The following is a 16,300-nucleotide window of genomic DNA, read 5'->3' on the forward strand; positions in this document are numbered from 1 at the left end:
TCGCTAGGGTCAGATGCATGGCCACTAGCGATACCCGGGAAATCGTCATCGAGGCGACCCCCGCGCAGATCATGGATGTCATCGCAGACTTCGAGGTTCTGCCGAAATGGTCTTCGGCGCATCAGAGTTCGACGGTGCTGACCACGGGCGACGACGGACGACCGCACGAGGTGAAGATGAAGGTGAAGACGGCGGGCATCACCGACGAACAAACCGTCGCCTACACCTGGGGCGCCGATACGGTCAGCTGGACCCTGGTTAAGGCCAGTCAGCAGCGCCGTCAGGACGGTAAGTACACCTTCACGCCCAAGGGGGACAAGACGCACGTGAAGTTCGAGCTGACCGTCGACCCGCTGATCCCACTGCCCGGGTTCGTGCTGAAGCGGGCCATCAAGGGCGCCATGGAAACCGCCACCGATGGACTGCGCAAGCAGGTCCTCGCCACCTACCGGTAGACCCTTCCCTCCCTGTGGACTCCCTAGTATCGTTATTGCAAATATCGAAACTAGGGAGTGCTGGGATAGTGGATAGACGCCAGGGGGGACGTCCCCGCGATCCCGACAAGGATGACGCGGTGCGCGAGACCGTGCGCCAGATGTTGGCGACCGAGGGATATCAGGGCACCACCATCCCCGCCGTGGCCCGCGCCGCGGGCATCGGTGCTCCCACGATTTACCGGCGTTGGTCCACGCAGGCCGCCATGGTGGAGAGTGCGATCGCGGACCGCCCGTGGCCTGCGGCCCTCGCCGATCGCGGCGAATTCCAGGACTATCTGCCCGTTGTGGTGCGCGCTGTGGTCGAGTACTTTGCCGATCCTGCTACCCGCGCCGCGATGCCGGGACTCCTCGTCGAGTACCACCGCGAACCGGGTCAGTACGCGGATTTGGTCGCACGCACCGAAATGCCTCTGCGCGAAGCATTCCGGACGGCACACGCCGAGGCCGTCGTGGCCGGCCGGTGTGCGGGCCGGCCCGGGGCCGACGCGCTCTTCGACACCGTCGTGGGTATGGCTGTCTATCACGGCGTCTTGCGCGGCACCGCCGACGAAGCGCTCATCGAGCAGATTCTTGGTGTGGTTCGCGCGGCGAGCATGATGGACCAGCGAAGAGTGAGGGAACGATGAACCGAGAAACTTTCTCCAGCCTGTTCGACCTCACTGGGCGTACGGTGATCGTGACCGGGGGCACCCGTGGAATCGGGCGATCTCTCGCCGAAGGTTATGCCTGTGCGGGTGCCAATGTGGTTGTTGCAAGCCGTAAACCGGAAGCGTGTACCGAGACGGTCGAGCATCTGCGCTCCCTGGGTGGGCGGGCACTGGGCGTACCGACGCACACGGGCGACATCGAATCGCTGGAACACTTGGTTAAGGCCGCCGTCGAGGAGTTCGGCGGTATCGACGTCGTGGTGAACAATGCCGCCAATGCGCTCACCGAACCGGTGGGCGCATTCACCGTCGACGGGTGGGACAAGTCTTTCGGTGTGAACCTGCGGGGGCCGGTGTTTCTGGTGCAAGCCGCGCTGCCGCATCTGGTGACCAGTCGACATGCGGCGGTGCTCAACGTCGTCTCGGTGGGCGCCTTCATGTTTGGCCAGGGCGTCTCCATGTACTCGGCGGCAAAGGCCGCACTCGTCTCCTACACGCGGTCGGCGGCGGCCGAGCTCGCCTCGCGAGGGGTGCGTGTCAACGCACTCGCCCCCGGCGCGATCGACACCGACATGGTGCGCAAGACCCCGCCCGCAGAGGTGGAACGAATGGCCAACGCCAACCACCTCAAACGGCTCGGACTCCCCGACGAAATGGTGGGTACCGCACTGCTTTTGACATCCGATGCGGGCAGCTACATCACCGGTCAGACCATCATCGCCGACGGAGGGTTGGTGGCCCGATGATTCGCACGGAGCATCGCGACAACGGAATCCTGGTGGTCACGATCGATCGTCCCGAGCGCCGCAATGCACTCGATCCGCAGACGGTGGCCGAGCTGCACTCCGTGGTCGAGAAGACCGATGGCGACCCCAAGGTGCGGGTGGTGGTTCTCACCGCAGTTGGCGCAACATTTTGTGCCGGGGCCGATCTGAAGTCGCTGCCCACTGATTTCACCAATATCGGGGCGACCTCCACGGCCGCGCTGCTCGGTGCCACCGACTCGGAGCTGGTGCGTACGCTGGCGGCTCAGGAGTTGATGGCCTCGCTGTTCGAACGGATTCACCGGATGCGTCAGCCCGTCATCGCTGCTGTCAATGGACACGCGGTCGGTGGCGGGTTCGCATTGGCGCTGGCTTGCGATATCCGGTTCGCCTGTCCGGAGGCCTCATTCGGTGCCGTGTTTATTCGTCATGGGGTGTCCAACTGCGATATGGGAACCAGCTATCACCTGCCACGGTTGGTGGGTGCGGCCCGCGCCGCGGAGTTGATGTTGACCGGACGGGTGTTCGGTGCCGACGAGGCGCAACGGATCGGCTTGATCTTCGACGTGGCGCCCGCCGAAACCCTCCTTGACGCGGCGACTGCGAAGGCCGAAGAAATCGCCGTGCACTCACCGTTGGCGGTATGGATGACGAAAGAGACGATGTGGCAGACGGTCGACGCGCCGAGCCTGCGTCACGCGCTGGATCTGGAGAACAGGACCCAGGTGATGTGCACTGCCACCGGCGAATTGCGCCGTTCGTTCGACGCTTTTCGGGAGGGGCGCACCTAGTCCTCTGCCGGAGGTCCGGCCAGGATGGCGGTCACCATGTCGATGAGTTGCGCATTCATCTGCCCGTCGTCGAGATAGGTGCCGCTCAGGGACATCAGTCGATTGGTGTGCGCGATGTCGCCGAGAACTACACAGGTCAATGTGACCGCCTGGGTGACCCCGAATCGGATTGAGGGCAGTGAGGCGTTCGGGCGCAGCCGCACGATCAGCTCCTGTAGTCGCGCGGCCTGAGGTTGAAAACTCACGCTCATCGGGATCAATGCGGGGTGCCCGCTGATGAGGAGCTTGCCGAGGGTGGAAAGCCATGCGGTTCCGCCCTCTTCGCCGATCTCGGATAACGGGACGACGATCGCCTCGGCGATGGCGCGCAGTGTCCCGGCCTTCTCGGCGATGTCCAACAACGCGAACCGGCGCTTTTCGAGCTGATTCAGGTACTTATCGAGCAGCGCCTCGATGAGACGTTCCTTGGACCCGAAGTGATAGTGCACCGACGCGACATTGGTGCCGGCCGCCGCCATGATGGCGCGCAGTGACACCGCATCCACACCACGTTCGGCGAACAGCCGCTCGGCGGCGCTGAGCAATCGCTGATCGGTGGAATCATGTGCAGAGGTGGCTGTTTCAGATGCTATGTCGGTCATTGCCCGGTGAACCGCGCCTCTCTCTTCTCGCGGAATGCGGTCAACCCCTCGCGCGCATCGGCGGAGCTGATCACCTGGCGGGTCAGGCGGGCCTCGATCGCGCGGGCGTCTTCCTCGGCGATCCAACCGCTGTGCACCACGGCTTCCTTGGCATTGCGCACCGCCAGCGGGCCATTGCGCACCACGCGTTCGGCGAGGCTGCGCGCCTTGTCCAATGCGGTGCCCGCTGGGACCACGTGGCCCACCAGGCCGAAATGATAGGCCTCTTGAGCGGTGAGCGGCTCGCCCGTGAGGATCATCTCCATGGCCTTGGTGTAGGGAATCTGCCGTTTGAGCCGGACCATGGACCCGGCACCGGGCACCAGCCCACGCTGCACCTCCGGAAGACCGAACGTTGCCTGCTCGTCGGCAACACGGATATCGGTCTGCTGCAACATTTCACATCCGCCACCCAGGCACGCGCCGTTGACCGCCGCGATGAGCGGCTTGGTCAGGGTATGGGTGAGTAGCAGTCCCTTGCCTATGGCGGCGGGGTCGAGTGGCGGCGCGGAGCCGTCCCGGACCATCCAGCCATCACTGAGATCGCCTCCTACGCAGTAGGCGCTACCGGCGCCCGTGATGATGGCCGCCCGGATGCCGTCGTCCCCGTCGATCTCGTCCCAGGCCTGGGCGAGCTGTCCCACCATGTTGGTGGACAGTGCATTTCGTCGATGCGGACGGTTCATGGTCAAGATGACGATCGGGCCGTCACGCTCGACGATGAGTTCTCGATCTTCGATCATGGTTTGTCGCACCCCACCACCCACAAAGCATGGAACTGCGATGCGCCGCCCATGGCATGGCCTATCGCGCGTCTGGCACCGTCGACTTGATGTTCTCCCGCCAGCCCGCGCACCTGCAACGCGGCCTCGGCGAACCGAAGCAGGCCGGTCGCGCCGGTGGGGTTGCCCGAGAGCACACCACCGGACGGATTGATCGGATGTCTGCCCTCGAACGCGGTGTGGCCCTCGTCGACGGCGCGCCAGCCCGATCCCTCGGGAGCCAGTCCGATGTTCTCCATCCACATCGGCTCATACCAGCTGTAGGGGACGTAGAGCTCGGATACGTCGGCCTCGGTGGCCGGGTCGGTGATCCTCGCCTCGCGGTACGCCGCGGCGGCGCACTCCTGCCCGGCGCGTGGATTCACCTCATCGCGGCCCGCGAAATGTCCTGTCTCGGTGCGCCATCCGGTGCCGTGAATCCAGGCGGGCGGTCGCGATGCATGCGTCGCGAACAGTTCGGAAGAAATGACGACCGCACACGAGCCGTCGGATGACGGGCAGGATTCCAGGAACCGGATGGGATCCCAGAGCATCGGCGAGCTGCGTACCTCCTCGACGGTGATATCGGGTTTGTGGATATGTGCGTAGGGGTTACGGATGGCGTTGAGGCGATGATTAACCGCGACTTGCCAGCCGATGTGTTCCGGCGCGCCCGAGCGGCGGATGTATTCGCGGATAACGGGTGCGAAATGCCCACCCGCGCCAGCACCCAGCTGGGCGCTGAACGGTAGCGGCCGGGACAGTGCCCAGGTGAAGTTGCCTTCTGACTCTTTGGAATACGCGACAACCAACACCCTTCCGGCAAGTCCCGCCTGCACCAGATGTGCGGCATAGATGGCCGCATGCCCTCCGACGCTGCCACCGGTGAACACCCGGGTGACCGGCAGTCCGCGCGCGCCCATCGCGTCGGCGAGGTATAGCTCGGGGTTCATCACGCCGTCGAAGAGATCGGGGGTCTTGGCGAGCACAATCGCGTCGATATCACCGAACGTCAGCTCTGCGTCGGCCAGCGCACCGTCCACCGCCTCGCGCACTAGGGCCGCGATGCTGACCTCACGCTTCTTGGCCTGCTTGCTTTGTCCGACACCGACTACGGCGACGCGGGCGCTCATCCGCTCGCCTCCATGAGGCACACCAGATTGTGCTGCAGTGCAGCGCCGTTGGTGGCGTGGGCCAGTGCTCGTGTGGCGCGGCCCTGCATGATGGCGCGAGCCGATTCACCGATGCGGATCAAGCCGGTGGCGGTGGCGGGCGCGCCTGCGAGCGGCCCACCGGATGGATTCACGAGCACGTTGTCGATGCCCAAGGTTTTGGTGAGTAGCGGTTCCACGTAGCTGTACTCGGTATGCAGCTCGGCGACTTCCACACTGGCGACAGTGAAACCGGCCATGGCAGCAGCCTTCTCGGCGGCGATGCGTGCCGAGTCCACTACCGCGAGATCCCGCGAGCCGGGGTAGTGCGTGTCCATCCGGTGATCGATCGCCCTGATCCACGCCGGACGCCGGGCCACGCGGCGTGCCACGTCACCGGTGGCCAGGATCAGTACCGCGGCGCCGTCACCGACCGGTGCCACATCGTGCGGACGCAGTGGCGAGGCGATGTACGGCTGATCTAGCAGCGATTCGACTCCCGGAGCACCTGCCCTGAGCGCGAAGGGATTCGACAACGCATCGGTCAGCGATTGGTTCACCACATCGGCCATCTCGCGCTCTGTGGTGATACCGGCCTCGACGACGGCCGTCGCCTGCAGACCGGCGATCGCATGCCGATGCGGATGAAGGGGGGTCAGGTAGTAGGGGTCCAGTGAAGCGGGCGCCACCTGGTCCAGGTCGGTGGGCAGCGCGCCGCGGCCGATGCCGTACACCAGGGCGATGTCGCCGTGGCCCAGCTGGAGCCATGACCAAGCCTCGTAACACGCCCACGCGGCGTCCATTTCGACATGGGATTCCGATATCGGAGGCCAGGCGCCGACCGCATCGAGGGACTCGATGTACGCGAAGGTACGGCCCTCGAAAAAGTCATGGCTGCCGGAGGCGTAGAAGTCGATGTCCTCGCGACGCAATTCTACCTGCTCGAGTGCCTCGCGGACTACGGGTAGCAGGATCTCGGCCATATCATCACGCAGATTTGCCGCAGTACAAGCTGATTGGGCAAAAGAAACCACGGCGACATCACGCACGAGGCGCCTCTTTCGATACCGGCCGGAAGTAGCGGATGCTCTGCATGCTGGTACTGAGGTCCTCGTCGTTCACCCAGGCCGGCTCTACGGTCATGCCGATGTGAACGAGGTCTGGCGCGGTGTCTCCGATCATGTGCATGAGTCTGTTGTCGGCGCCGTGCAGCTGGATGTGCGCCACTGCATAGGGCGGCGCGAACACTTGTCCCGGAAAGGGGAAGCTTACGATGCAAAAAGTCTCCACCGTTCCGGTCCCCGGGAGGGGGAATGGTTCGCCCAGTTCCGTCAGGCATCGCGAACAGAATTGCGGCGCAGGACAGTACGTGCGTTCACAGCCAGGGCATCGGCGTGCCAGCAGGCGTCTGTGTGCCAGTCCGCGCAGGAAGATCGAACGACCGGATCCCGCCACATACGTGTAGTCCATGCGAAACGGACTGGCGATCGAGGAGACCGGTTCGGGTAGTGCGGTCACTGCGGGCCCGCGGGTTCGAAGCAGGCGATATCGGTGATGGCGCCAACACGGTCCGGGCGCCATCGTGCGACGACGTGCAGTCCCGTTTTCATGGTCATGGGATTCCCGCCGACATCGACGGCGTGGAACATTGCGTTGGTGGTTCCGTCGATGCGGATAAGCGCCCATGCGAAATCGTCCCGCAACTCGTCTGTCGGCCGTGACCGTACCCAGGTCCATTGCAGGACAACGCCCTTCGGTTCGAGTTCTACCAACTCGCCGGTAGGGGCGGCATCGGCCGGGTCGAACTCGAGTGCCGGGCACAAGACCTGGCCATGGATTGTCCGCACTCCGAACAGTCGCCCGTCGCGTAGCCCGCCGAGGAAGGTGCCGATCTTGGGGCCGACGGTGCGCTCGAACCCGAACTCGATCGTGTACGACGCCCGCAGGGATTCGGAGGATTGGTCGCTCACAGCCCTCCCGACGCGGTTCTATCAATTGATTGAATCGAGCGATAGGACCGTAACACGACAGTGATGGCGGCCACAGATTTACGTGGACACCAATGCGGCGAGGGGATGGCGGTTATCGCGGAGGGGGTGGCTTCAGGGCCTTTTCGAGCTGGGGTGTCAGTTGTTCGAGGGCATAGATCCGGGCCAGGGGGCCTCCGAGCCGAAGGGCATTCACCACTGGACTGTCCGCCGGGATGTAGACAGCGCGCCCCTCGGTGACGGCGCGCAAATCGGCGAGACCGTTCGTGGACTTCGCCTGCTGTTCGGTGGCTCCCACCACTACCAGGAGGTCCTCGTCGGCCTTGGCCTTCAGCTCGTTATCCGGCACCGGGCCGGAGTATCGCTGGCTGAGGAACCCCAGACCGTCGAACACCGCGCGGCGTGGGTCGCGGAAACCCAAGAGGAAGGTGCCTTGTCCGTCGGCGACCCAATCGACCACGGCCGTGCGGTTGACCCAATGCTGATGTCCGGCGCGTATCTGGTTGTACCGAGTCCCAACCTCTTCGGATCGCATGCGCGCCCGATCAGACTTGCCCAGGGCTCGCCCAATGGTGAAGAGCTGTGTATACCAAGGTGTTTCGGCGCGGTCGACTCGATCCTCGGAGACCACGGTTGGCGCGATCTTGGCCAGCCTGTCGTAACTGGGTCTGTCGATATCGGCGCCGGTGGCCAGGATGACATCGGGTTTGACGGCCGCGATGGCATCGAAGTTCAGCTCCGAGCCCGAGACGACGGGGGGATAGGAGACCTCCGGAACGACCCAGGGGTACATCGGATACTCCGGCTGGGTGGATCGGACACCGACGGGTCTAGTGCCCAACGACTGCACCAGGTCCTGGTCGTTCCATCCCAGGGTGACGACGCGATTGGGTCGTGTCGCGAGGAACGCGCCGCCGTACCTGTGGGGGATGCTGAGCGGGAAGCCGTCCGGAGTCAACGTCGGCGGCGCGGCGGGCGGCGGACTTTGGTTGCGAGAACACCCGGCAAGGGCCAGCAGCGTCAGCAGCGCGGCTATGACGCGCCATCCGGCTGTTGCCATACCGAGCAAACTACCATCGGCCGGCGCCGATATACGAATGTGATCGCAATCGGCTCGGGGTGAATCGAACGGGCGGGCATGGGGTTGCACGCCTGCCACCTGCGGGAACGTCACCAGGCGGGATGTCGTTTGCTGGCCGTTGCCATTGACGCTGGGGTGGGACCTTCATACGTTTGCGCCGTTCCCAGCTCGTGCTACGGGTCAGAGCAACGTGCAACAGTCCAATAGGAAGCCGATGATTAAGCATCTCACCCGCCGCGCGACGGTCGCCCTCGTCGTGGCAGCCGCGGCGATGTCGCCTGCCGCCTACCCGGCAGTGGCCGATACGGCCACGCCGCTCAACGGCCTATTCGCGTTGACTCCCGGCAGCTGTGCGGAGGGTCGCGCCACGGGCTCCTATTTCCGCATGATCTTGCCCGCGGGTGACGCCTCCGGCCCCTATCTCGCCAACGGCGATTCGACGTGCTCGGATAACACGGTCACTCTGCTGGCACCGGGTAGCGATGGTGGCCTGAAGTCCGGTGAATATCAGCCGCAGCCTGGCAACGCATTCGATGGAAACGGAAATGCGTTGTCCGGCAGTATCACTCAGCCGGTGAAGTTCTATGGCGTGGGCTTTGCCACGGCGTCCAACCAGACCGATCCGCAGACCGGCCAGGGCACTGCCACGCCCCAGATCACCGTCAGTGGCAACAAGCTCGGCGGTGACCTCAGTGCCTTCGGCGTGACCTGGAACAACCAGGTGTTCAACCAGGGATCGCCGAAACCCGGTGGCGCATTTCCCGGTAAGACCACACCGGTGACCGGCACCTACGACCGCAACACCGGCGCATTCATCGTCGAGTGGACCAGTCAGATCGTGGGTGGTCCTTTCAACGACTTCACCGGACTATGGCATCTGGTCGGCAAGGTCGGGGGCAGCCCCGATGGCGCCGCAGTGGCCGAGCCGCCACCTCCTCCTCCGCCGGGCGCCCCACCGGCAGCGGCGGATGCGCCTCCCGCCGTGGCCGCGCCGGCGGCCCCCGGGCAGGTCGTCGTGCAAGCTGGGCAACAAGTGGTGGCACCGCCACCGCTGTCGGCCGGCCAGCAGCTCATCGCGCTGCCGGTTGACGACAATCCCCGCACCATCACTCCGCCATGGGTCATTGCCCTGTTGGTGTTCGTGGCGATCGGCGGCGGAATCCTGTTTGTGTTGGGGGAGCGGATCTTCAGCCGTGGCCGCTGAGCGGTTGGCTGAGACGTCTCAGCCGGCCCTGCCTTCGTACGCCGACATCGTCGGTGAGGAGGCTGTGGTTGCGGAGGCCGGACCGGCCCCGCGGCCCCGGTGGCGGTTTGTCGCGCTCATCGCCCTTGGTGTGCTGCTGTTCGCGTTGCCGGTGGTCACCGGAATGTTCACACGTGCCGCGGGCGGTCAGCAGCTGCTGACCGAGTTCCGGCCCTACGTGTCGTCGGAGGTGATCGCCAAGTTCCGCGGTTACCTCGATACCGTCGACGCCGCTCGTACCGATGTGCAGGCGACTCAGTCGATCGCTGGAGGACGTTACGAGCGACTGGATACCTTTGTGGCGCAGTATCCGTCGATTCGTCGGGACATGAACGGTCTGCTCGATGCGGTCGATGGTCAGGTGGGTAACTACGGGCAGTTGCGAGCCGTGGGCCCGTTCGACGTGTTGCCGTTCCTGCTGGCGGTGCCGGGACTGGTCTTGGTAGGTGCCGGTGTATGGGGGCTCCGCCGTACTGGCAGCGGTGAAAAAGCTTTCGGTGCACGGATTCTCGCGATCCTTGCGGCGGCGGTGCTCATCGCCGTGCCCTTCGCGGACGGACTGTTTTCCCGTGCCCCGGCGGGTGCGCAGCTCATTGACGCGTTCACCCCGATCATGACCCACGAGCGGGTGGCCGCGGTACAGCGGCACTTCGTGGTGCTGGTCGCTGCGGAAGGGGAGTTGGACACCCAGTTCCTGGGTGATCTGCGGCAGCATGACTCGGCGCGCGCGGTTCCGGGTATCGACGCCTTCGTTTCGCAATGGCAGCCCATGACAGCGGATTTCGCTTCGCTGATCGGGGTGATGGCCGACAACGTCGACAATTTCGGCAGGGTGGTGGCGCTCGATCGGATCACGGCCCCGCTGGGATTCCGATCATTCGATTACTTCGGGTGGTTCTTCCTTGTGCCCGGTGTACTGGCGGCCGCTGCCGCTATTGACGTGAAAGGAGCCGCACGGTGGCCCAGAAAACGATGACGCGCGGCACATTTGGTGTAGCGCTGGCGGCCGTGGTGCTGGTGACGGCTCCGGCCTGTGGATCGGAGAAGCCTACCGAGTCTCCGCTCACCGGGTTGCTGGCATTGGAGCCCGGCAAGATCGAGGGGAACAAGCTCAGCGGCACCTGGTTCAAGATGGTGCAGCCGGGCGGCAACCCCCAAGAGGGTCCGTTCATGCCCAACGCGAATTCTCCTGTGCCGCAAGGGGCGGCCACTCTGCTCTCGCCGGGCGCGGATGGCGGTTTGGCGCTGGGTGACTACCAGGGTGAGCCGGATCCGGCGTTCGATGAGGCCACCGGGTACTCGCTGGCGGCCCGCGTCACCCAGCCGACGAAGTTCTTCAATATCGAGTTCGGCATCTCCACCAACAAGATCGACCCGCAGACCCAGCGCGAGCTCCCGGCGCCCTCGGCCACGGTGGCGGGCGACCAGATCTCGGCGGACGTGTCCGCATGGGCGGCCTCGTGGAACCGCCAGGAGTTCAACCAGGGCGCGCCCAAGCCGAAACCCAAGGAGCAGGCGCAGATTCCCGGTGAGGCTCGCGCCAAGCAGGTGTGGGAGTTCGTCGCCGGGCGTTGGGTCGGCCGCGATTCCGTGGACGGCGAAAGCCCCAAAGCCACCGGTACATACGACAAGGACACTAAGAAGTTCACTCTCGACTGGACGAGCCTCATTGTGGGTGGCCCGTTCAACAGTTTCACGGGAGTCTGGCACCTCGAAGGCGTGGTGAAAGACCGATGAGTTCGACACCGGCAGAAGAGACGGCTCCGATAGCTGCTCCGATTGCTTCCGTTGGGGGCAGACCCACCAAGGAACGCGTATTCGGGATAGCCGTAAGGGCATTCGCTGCCATTACGGTGATCGGCAGCGTGGCCGCCATTACCCAGCTTTCGTATTCGCCTGCGCGTGCGCCCATCGTTGGATACCAGATCGTGAACCGCGACGGATCGATTCCCGAAGGTGCCATCCCGATCCCGGTGCCCCCACCGGGGCCGCAACTGATCGCGCCGCTGCCGCGCCCCCAGGTGCCTTCGCATCCACCGGGTCAGGCTGCCGGACCGTTTGGTGCACTGCCTTCGGTGACCGACCGCGGGCTTCCGATATCCGTCGCGCAGCCCTGCCCCTTCGGCTGGCCGGCGCCTGGCCCGGATGAGCAGGGCGGGCTGGCCTCGCTGATCGATGTGGCTCCGGCCGCGGGTGTGTTCTCGTCGGAGGCGTTCGCTCCGGCTACGGCGTATGAACCGATCCTGAAGATGATGGGCCCGGTGCTGGCGCGGATCTCCCCGCTGCTCTCGCGGCATCCGTGGGCGATCGACCAGTTTGTCACCCGGTTCCAGACAGTCATGGTGCGCGTTCTGGAGGCGATCCTGCCCTACTACGGCCCCTACCGGAACGACGTCCTGAAGGCCGAGGGCGATCTCGCAAAGGCGTTGACTCCCTTCCTGGAAAGCCTGTACAACACGCCGACTGCGCAATGCCTTGTCGCATGGGAGGCGCAGCGCATTCGGGACGCGCGCGGGGGCCGCCCACCGGCGCTGCGCCTGCACGACCTTGGCAAGGTGATCGATCTGTATCGCTCGACGCACTGGCGTGAGGGCGACGATGATCCGCCACCCCCGCCGCTTCCGGCCTACGAGTTCACTCCTGCGCCCGCGCCGCCACCGGCGTCGGATGCTCCGGCCGCCCCGAGTACGTCGCGACCGGTGATCCCCAACTTCCCGACGCCGACCCCGGCCCCGGCGCCCACACAGACGTCGTCACCGGCCATCTCCTCCTCTCTCTAGCCGCACTTCCCAACCAACGGGTTGAGTGGCTAGGGTGACCCTCATGGGTGACACTGGCGTCAAGACAGGCCCTCTCGCGGGCGTAAAGGTGATCGAGCTCGGCGGTATCGGCCCGGGGCCGCACGCGGCGATGATGTTGTCCGACTTGGGGGCAGACGTCATTCGGGTGCGCCGTCCCGGTGGTCTCGCCATCCCCGCCGAGGAGACGGACCTGTTTCACCGCGGGAAGCGCCTGGTCAACCTGGATGTCAAGAAGGACCCCGAGGCGCTGCTGGCGCTTGTCGACAAGGCCGATGTACTTCTGGATCCTTTCCGGCCCGGGGTGTGCGAGCGAATTGGGATCGGACCGGAGGAGTGCGCCAAGCGCAACCCGCGGCTGATCTTCGCCCGGATGACGGGCTGGGGTCAGACCGGCCCGATGGCCGACCGGGCGGGCCACGACATCAACTACCTGTCGCTGACCGGCGCTCTGGGGTCGATGGGCTACAAGGACCGTCCGCCGATGCCGCCGATGAACCTCGTTGCGGATTTCGGTGGTGGCTCAATGCTTTTGGTGCAGGGCATCCTGGCCGCCCTGTACGAGCGCGAGAAGTCGGGCAAGGGGCAGGTCATCGATGGCGCGATGGTCGACGGCGTCAGCCAGTTGGCTCAGATGCAATGGACGATGTACAACAACGGCCTACTGTTCGATGAGCGGGAGGCGGGGCTACTCGACGGTGGCGCCCCGTTCTACGGCACCTACGAGACCGCCGACGGCAAGTACATGGCGGTGGGATCCATCGAACCGCAGTTCTTCGCGATCTTGGTGCAGGGCCTGGGACTGGACCCCGAGAGCGTTCCGTTCCAGCTCGACAAGGCGCGCTACCCCGAGATGCGCAAGCTGTTCGACGACGCGTTCAAGACCAAGACTCGCGACGAATGGACCGAGATCTTCATCGGTACCGACGCCTGCGTGTCACCGGTGCTCACCTGGGGCGAGGCCAAGCAGAATGCGCACCTTCGCGATCGCGGCACCATCACCGATGTGAACGGCGTGACCCAGGCCGCGCCGGCCCCGCGCTTCTCGCGGACGCCGAGCGGGCCCATCGAAGCGCCGCCGAAGGAGACGACCGAGCTCGCCGATATCGGCTGGTGACTTAGCCGAGATTGTCAGTACTAGGTACTGGTAGTCTCATCCCAAGCAATGACGCTATGAGGAGGCTCGATGACCACTGCCCGACACGCCGCCGAATCCCGGCTGGCCGCCGCCGTCACGTACGCGGGGCCGGAATGGATGGGCAAGGCCAATTGGCATTCGGTGGCCGAGACCTATCTGTTCAAGGCGGTGGGTAAGCCGGGGCTCTATGCGCTGACCCGGTTGATGCTGGCCGTCAACCGCCGGTTCCCTGACGCTCTGCTGAATCGGCGATACGACGGACTGGAACGTCTCATGGGCTGGGTGCCGGGCGTGTCCGGAACCCGCACGGAGTCTGTGCAGTTGCCGAACTGCGCGGCCGAATGGACGTGGAACGCCAAGAATGAGCCGGGGCCGGACGCGCCGGTGGTCATCTACTTCCACGGGTCGGCATTCATCGCGTTGGGGATCAACAGCCATCGCCCGTTGGTCAGCCATATCGCGCGTGACTCCGGTGCACGGGCGCTGAGCGTGGGCTACCGGTTGTGCCCGCGCAACCTGGTCGAAGATGCCGTCGCCGACGGTGTCGATGCGTACCGCTACGTATTGAGTCAGGGTGTCGCCCCCGAGAACATCGTGCTCGCAGGCGATTCGGCCGGAGGCTTCCTGGCGGCCATGACCGCCATCGCGGTGCGCGATGAGGGCTTGACACCGCCCGCGGGATGCGTGCTGATCTCGGCGGCGACCAACAACGACATGGAGCCGAAATATGCTGCCGCCAAGCGCGTCGGCGATGCGATGTTCCCCGTCGACTTCTTGAAGATGATCAACGACGTGTTCCTGTTGCGCAACGGCGCACGCGAGCCGGGGCCGTGCCCGGCGGATGCCGACCTGACCGGACTGGGCCCGTTCCTGCTGCAGGTGGGTTCGCAGGAAGCGTTGCGGCCGGACTCTGAACTGCTGGCGGAACGTCTTGTCGCTGCGGGAGTTCCGGTGCGGTTGCAGATTTTTGACCGTGCTATTCACGTGTTCCAGGTGTTCGCGGCGACCAACCCGGACGCCCGGCGGGCGGTGGGGGAGATCACCGAGTTCGTGAAGGTCTTGCCAGGGTTGGCCAGAGCACGGCAGCGTCCCGACGCGATCGCGACGGGTCTAACCTCCTAGCCGCGCCAGGCGGGATATCGCCTCGTCGATCACCGCGTCACGTTTGGCGAAGGTGAACCGCACCAGGTGATTCCATTGATCGGCTGTGTCTGTGTTGGGGTCGCAAAAGGCGCTTACCGGAACTGCGGCTACGCCAACGGTTTCCGGTAGGCGCCGACAAAGTTCGGCGCTGTCGCTGAATCCCAGGGGACGTGGATCTGCGCAGACGAAGTACCCGCCGTGGCTGCTGTGTACCTCGAAGCCCAGGCCGGTGAGCGCCTCAGCGAGGCGATCACGCCTGCGCTGCAGGGAGTCTCGTAGATTTTTTACCCAGGCCTGTTCGGTGTCCAGGGCTACCGCTACCGCCGGTTGAAACGGCGCACCGCCGACGTAGGAAAGGAACTGCTTGGCGGCCCGCACGCCCGTGATCAACTCTGGTGTGCCACAAGCCCAGCCGATCTTCCAGCCGGTGCAGTTGAACGTCTTGGCGGCGCTGGAGATCGTCACGGTGCGATCGGCCATCCCGGGCAGGCTGGCCATGGGCGTCTGGATGCGCCCATCGAAGAGCAATCGCTCGTACACCTCGTCGGAAATGACCAGCAGATCGTGTTCGACCGCCAGCTCGGCGACCCGCGCCAACTCGGAGTCGGTGAACACCTTGCCCGTTGGATTGTGCGGGGAGTTGATGATCAGTGCCGCGGTCCGGGGTGTGATGGCGGCCGCGAGCGCGTCGGTGTCCAGTGCGAAGCCCGCTCCGTCGGGAACGAGTGACACCGGGACGCGAACGGCGCCTGCCATGGCCACCACGGCGGCATACGAGTCGTAGTAGGGCTCGATCAGAATGACCTCGGCGCCGGGTTCGACGAGGCCGAGGACCGCGCCCGCGATTGCTTCGGTGGCGCCGACAGTGACCAGCACCTGCGTATCCGGATCGAGTTCCTCCCCGTAGCGGGCGAGTCGATCGGCGGCGATGGCCCGGCGCAGCTCGGGGACACCCAACCCGGGCGGGTACTGATTGAGGCCCGAACGGATGGCCTGCTGCGCCGCGTCCAGCATGGACGCGGGCCCGTCTTCGTCAGGGAAACCCTGGCCCAGATTGATTGCGTCGTGTCGGACGGCGAGGGCTGACATCTCGGCGAAGATCGTTGCGCCGAAGGGGCGCAATCGTTTGACGGTCTTCGGGTTCACGCTGGCTCGTGTTCGGTGTTACCCGGCTTCATGCCGGGCAGCCTACCGGCGGACCTAGCAGCTGGGCGGTTCGAAGGACAGGTCGGTATCCGGTATCGGACAGAAGTAGTGACTGAATCCGGGATTGCCGCGGTCCCGGTTGTCCACGAAGACCTCCACATCCCGGTCCGCGCGGTACACCCGGTAGTACGTGGTGGTGTCCTCGAGGAAGAAATTGGCGACGATGGTGGTCAGCTCGGCACCGGTGCCCGCGGCGCGCGCTTGACGCATGCAGTTCAGATAGTTCGGTGGGATCTCGTGCGACGGCGGCAGCATGCGCAGCCGGCCACAATTCTGCAGCGGTGCGCGCTGCTCGAACGCCGTGTCGGGGGACAGTGGTTCCGGCTCGGCCTGTGCCACCGGCGAACACACGGCGGCGGCAACCGCCAGGGTCGCCGTCGCGATGCAGAGTCGTGTGAGCATCGCTTCAGGC

General features: G+C 65.1%; 19 protein-coding genes. 10 read left to right on the forward strand and 9 right to left on the reverse strand.

Translation table 11 applies throughout. The annotated features are described in order from the left end of the window. The first annotated feature begins 17 nt into the window (after nucleotides 1-17). From BB28_RS03780 to BB28_RS03795, 4 genes are all read left to right on the forward strand, one after another. The gene (locus BB28_RS03780) at nucleotides 18-455 is read left to right on the forward strand and encodes an SRPBCC family protein (protein WP_030094281.1); all 438 of its coding nucleotides are present in this window, start codon (nucleotides 18-20) and stop codon (nucleotides 453-455) included. A 68-nt stretch (nucleotides 456-523) separates the two neighbouring features. After that, nucleotides 524-1,123, forward strand: a complete 600-nt coding sequence (locus BB28_RS03785; protein WP_046252578.1) for a TetR/AcrR family transcriptional regulator — start codon at nucleotides 524-526, stop codon at nucleotides 1,121-1,123. Beyond that, complete coding sequence (locus BB28_RS03790) at nucleotides 1,120-1,890, forward strand: SDR family NAD(P)-dependent oxidoreductase (protein WP_046252579.1); 771 nt, start codon at nucleotides 1,120-1,122, stop codon at nucleotides 1,888-1,890. The genes BB28_RS03785 and BB28_RS03790 overlap by 4 nt, the downstream gene beginning before the upstream one ends. Continuing rightward, entirely contained in the window at nucleotides 1,887-2,699 is an 813-nt protein-coding gene (locus tag BB28_RS03795) for an enoyl-CoA hydratase/isomerase family protein (RefSeq protein ID WP_046252580.1), read from the forward strand. Before BB28_RS03790 ends, BB28_RS03795 begins: the two co-directional genes overlap by 4 nt. Here BB28_RS03795 and BB28_RS03800 read toward each other — a convergent pair. The 7 genes from BB28_RS03800 to BB28_RS03830 form a co-directional block, all read right to left on the reverse strand. Further along, nucleotides 2,696-3,340 carry a TetR/AcrR family transcriptional regulator gene (locus BB28_RS03800; RefSeq protein ID WP_046252581.1) on the reverse strand — a complete coding sequence of 215 codons (645 nt, stop codon included), beginning with the start codon at nucleotides 3,338-3,340 and terminating at the stop codon, nucleotides 2,696-2,698. The genes BB28_RS03795 and BB28_RS03800 overlap by 4 nt on opposite strands. Continuing rightward, a complete protein-coding gene (locus tag BB28_RS03805) occupies nucleotides 3,337-4,122 on the reverse strand; it encodes an enoyl-CoA hydratase-related protein (RefSeq protein WP_046252582.1) in 786 nt (261 codons plus the stop codon). The genes BB28_RS03800 and BB28_RS03805 overlap by 4 nt, the downstream gene beginning before the upstream one ends. Then, nucleotides 4,119-5,273, reverse strand: a complete 1,155-nt coding sequence (locus BB28_RS03810; RefSeq protein ID WP_046252583.1) for a thiolase domain-containing protein — start codon at nucleotides 5,271-5,273, stop codon at nucleotides 4,119-4,121. The genes BB28_RS03805 and BB28_RS03810 overlap by 4 nt, the downstream gene beginning before the upstream one ends. After that, the gene (locus BB28_RS03815; RefSeq protein ID WP_046252584.1) at nucleotides 5,270-6,340 is read right to left on the reverse strand and encodes a lipid-transfer protein; all 1,071 of its coding nucleotides are present in this window, start codon (nucleotides 6,338-6,340) and stop codon (nucleotides 5,270-5,272) included. Before BB28_RS03815 ends, BB28_RS03810 begins: the two co-directional genes overlap by 4 nt. Next, complete coding sequence (locus BB28_RS03820; RefSeq protein ID WP_046252585.1) at nucleotides 6,333-6,809, reverse strand: Zn-ribbon domain-containing OB-fold protein; 477 nt, start codon at nucleotides 6,807-6,809, stop codon at nucleotides 6,333-6,335. Before BB28_RS03820 ends, BB28_RS03815 begins: the two co-directional genes overlap by 8 nt. Continuing rightward, the gene (locus BB28_RS03825) at nucleotides 6,806-7,261 is read right to left on the reverse strand and encodes an OB-fold domain-containing protein (RefSeq protein ID WP_046252586.1); all 456 of its coding nucleotides are present in this window, start codon (nucleotides 7,259-7,261) and stop codon (nucleotides 6,806-6,808) included. Before BB28_RS03825 ends, BB28_RS03820 begins: the two co-directional genes overlap by 4 nt. 112 nt (nucleotides 7,262-7,373) lie before the next feature. After that, nucleotides 7,374-8,339, reverse strand: a complete 966-nt coding sequence (locus BB28_RS03830; protein WP_046252587.1) for an ABC transporter substrate-binding protein — start codon at nucleotides 8,337-8,339, stop codon at nucleotides 7,374-7,376. Nucleotides 8,340-8,574: 235 nt separating this feature from the next. Between BB28_RS03830 and BB28_RS03835 the strand changes: the two genes are divergently transcribed. From BB28_RS03835 to BB28_RS03860, 6 genes are all read left to right on the forward strand, one after another. Then, entirely contained in the window at nucleotides 8,575-9,564 is a 990-nt protein-coding gene (locus tag BB28_RS03835) for a hypothetical protein (RefSeq protein ID WP_046252588.1), read from the forward strand. A gap of 64 nt (nucleotides 9,565-9,628) precedes the next feature. Next, on the forward strand, nucleotides 9,629-10,579 hold the full coding sequence (locus BB28_RS03840; protein ID WP_225422032.1) for a hypothetical protein: 951 nt from the start codon (nucleotides 9,629-9,631) through the stop codon (nucleotides 10,577-10,579). Beyond that, entirely contained in the window at nucleotides 10,576-11,340 is a 765-nt protein-coding gene (locus tag BB28_RS03845; RefSeq protein WP_046252589.1) for a hypothetical protein, read from the forward strand. The genes BB28_RS03840 and BB28_RS03845 overlap by 4 nt, the downstream gene beginning before the upstream one ends. Next, nucleotides 11,337-12,383 carry a hypothetical protein gene (locus BB28_RS03850; RefSeq protein WP_046252590.1) on the forward strand — a complete coding sequence of 349 codons (1,047 nt, stop codon included), beginning with the start codon at nucleotides 11,337-11,339 and terminating at the stop codon, nucleotides 12,381-12,383. Before BB28_RS03845 ends, BB28_RS03850 begins: the two co-directional genes overlap by 4 nt. A gap of 43 nt (nucleotides 12,384-12,426) precedes the next feature. Further along, nucleotides 12,427-13,518 (forward strand): CaiB/BaiF CoA transferase family protein, encoded by a 1,092-nt coding sequence (locus BB28_RS03855; protein ID WP_046252591.1) that lies wholly within the window; start codon nucleotides 12,427-12,429, stop codon nucleotides 13,516-13,518. Between the two features lie 69 nt (nucleotides 13,519-13,587). Further along, on the forward strand, nucleotides 13,588-14,661 hold the full coding sequence (locus tag BB28_RS03860) for an alpha/beta hydrolase (protein WP_046252592.1): 1,074 nt from the start codon (nucleotides 13,588-13,590) through the stop codon (nucleotides 14,659-14,661). Here BB28_RS03860 and BB28_RS03865 read toward each other — a convergent pair. Further along, on the reverse strand, nucleotides 14,650-15,828 hold the full coding sequence (locus BB28_RS03865; protein WP_046252593.1) for a pyridoxal phosphate-dependent aminotransferase: 1,179 nt from the start codon (nucleotides 15,826-15,828) through the stop codon (nucleotides 14,650-14,652). The genes BB28_RS03860 and BB28_RS03865 overlap by 12 nt on opposite strands. A gap of 54 nt (nucleotides 15,829-15,882) precedes the next feature. Further along, entirely contained in the window at nucleotides 15,883-16,290 is a 408-nt protein-coding gene (locus BB28_RS03870) for a hypothetical protein (RefSeq protein ID WP_046255509.1), read from the reverse strand. Nucleotides 16,291-16,300 lie beyond the last annotated feature (10 nt).

This window comes from Mycobacteroides chelonae CCUG 47445 (genome assembly GCF_001632805.1).
Taxonomy (GTDB): Bacteria; Actinomycetota; Actinomycetes; order Mycobacteriales; family Mycobacteriaceae; genus Mycobacterium; species Mycobacterium chelonae.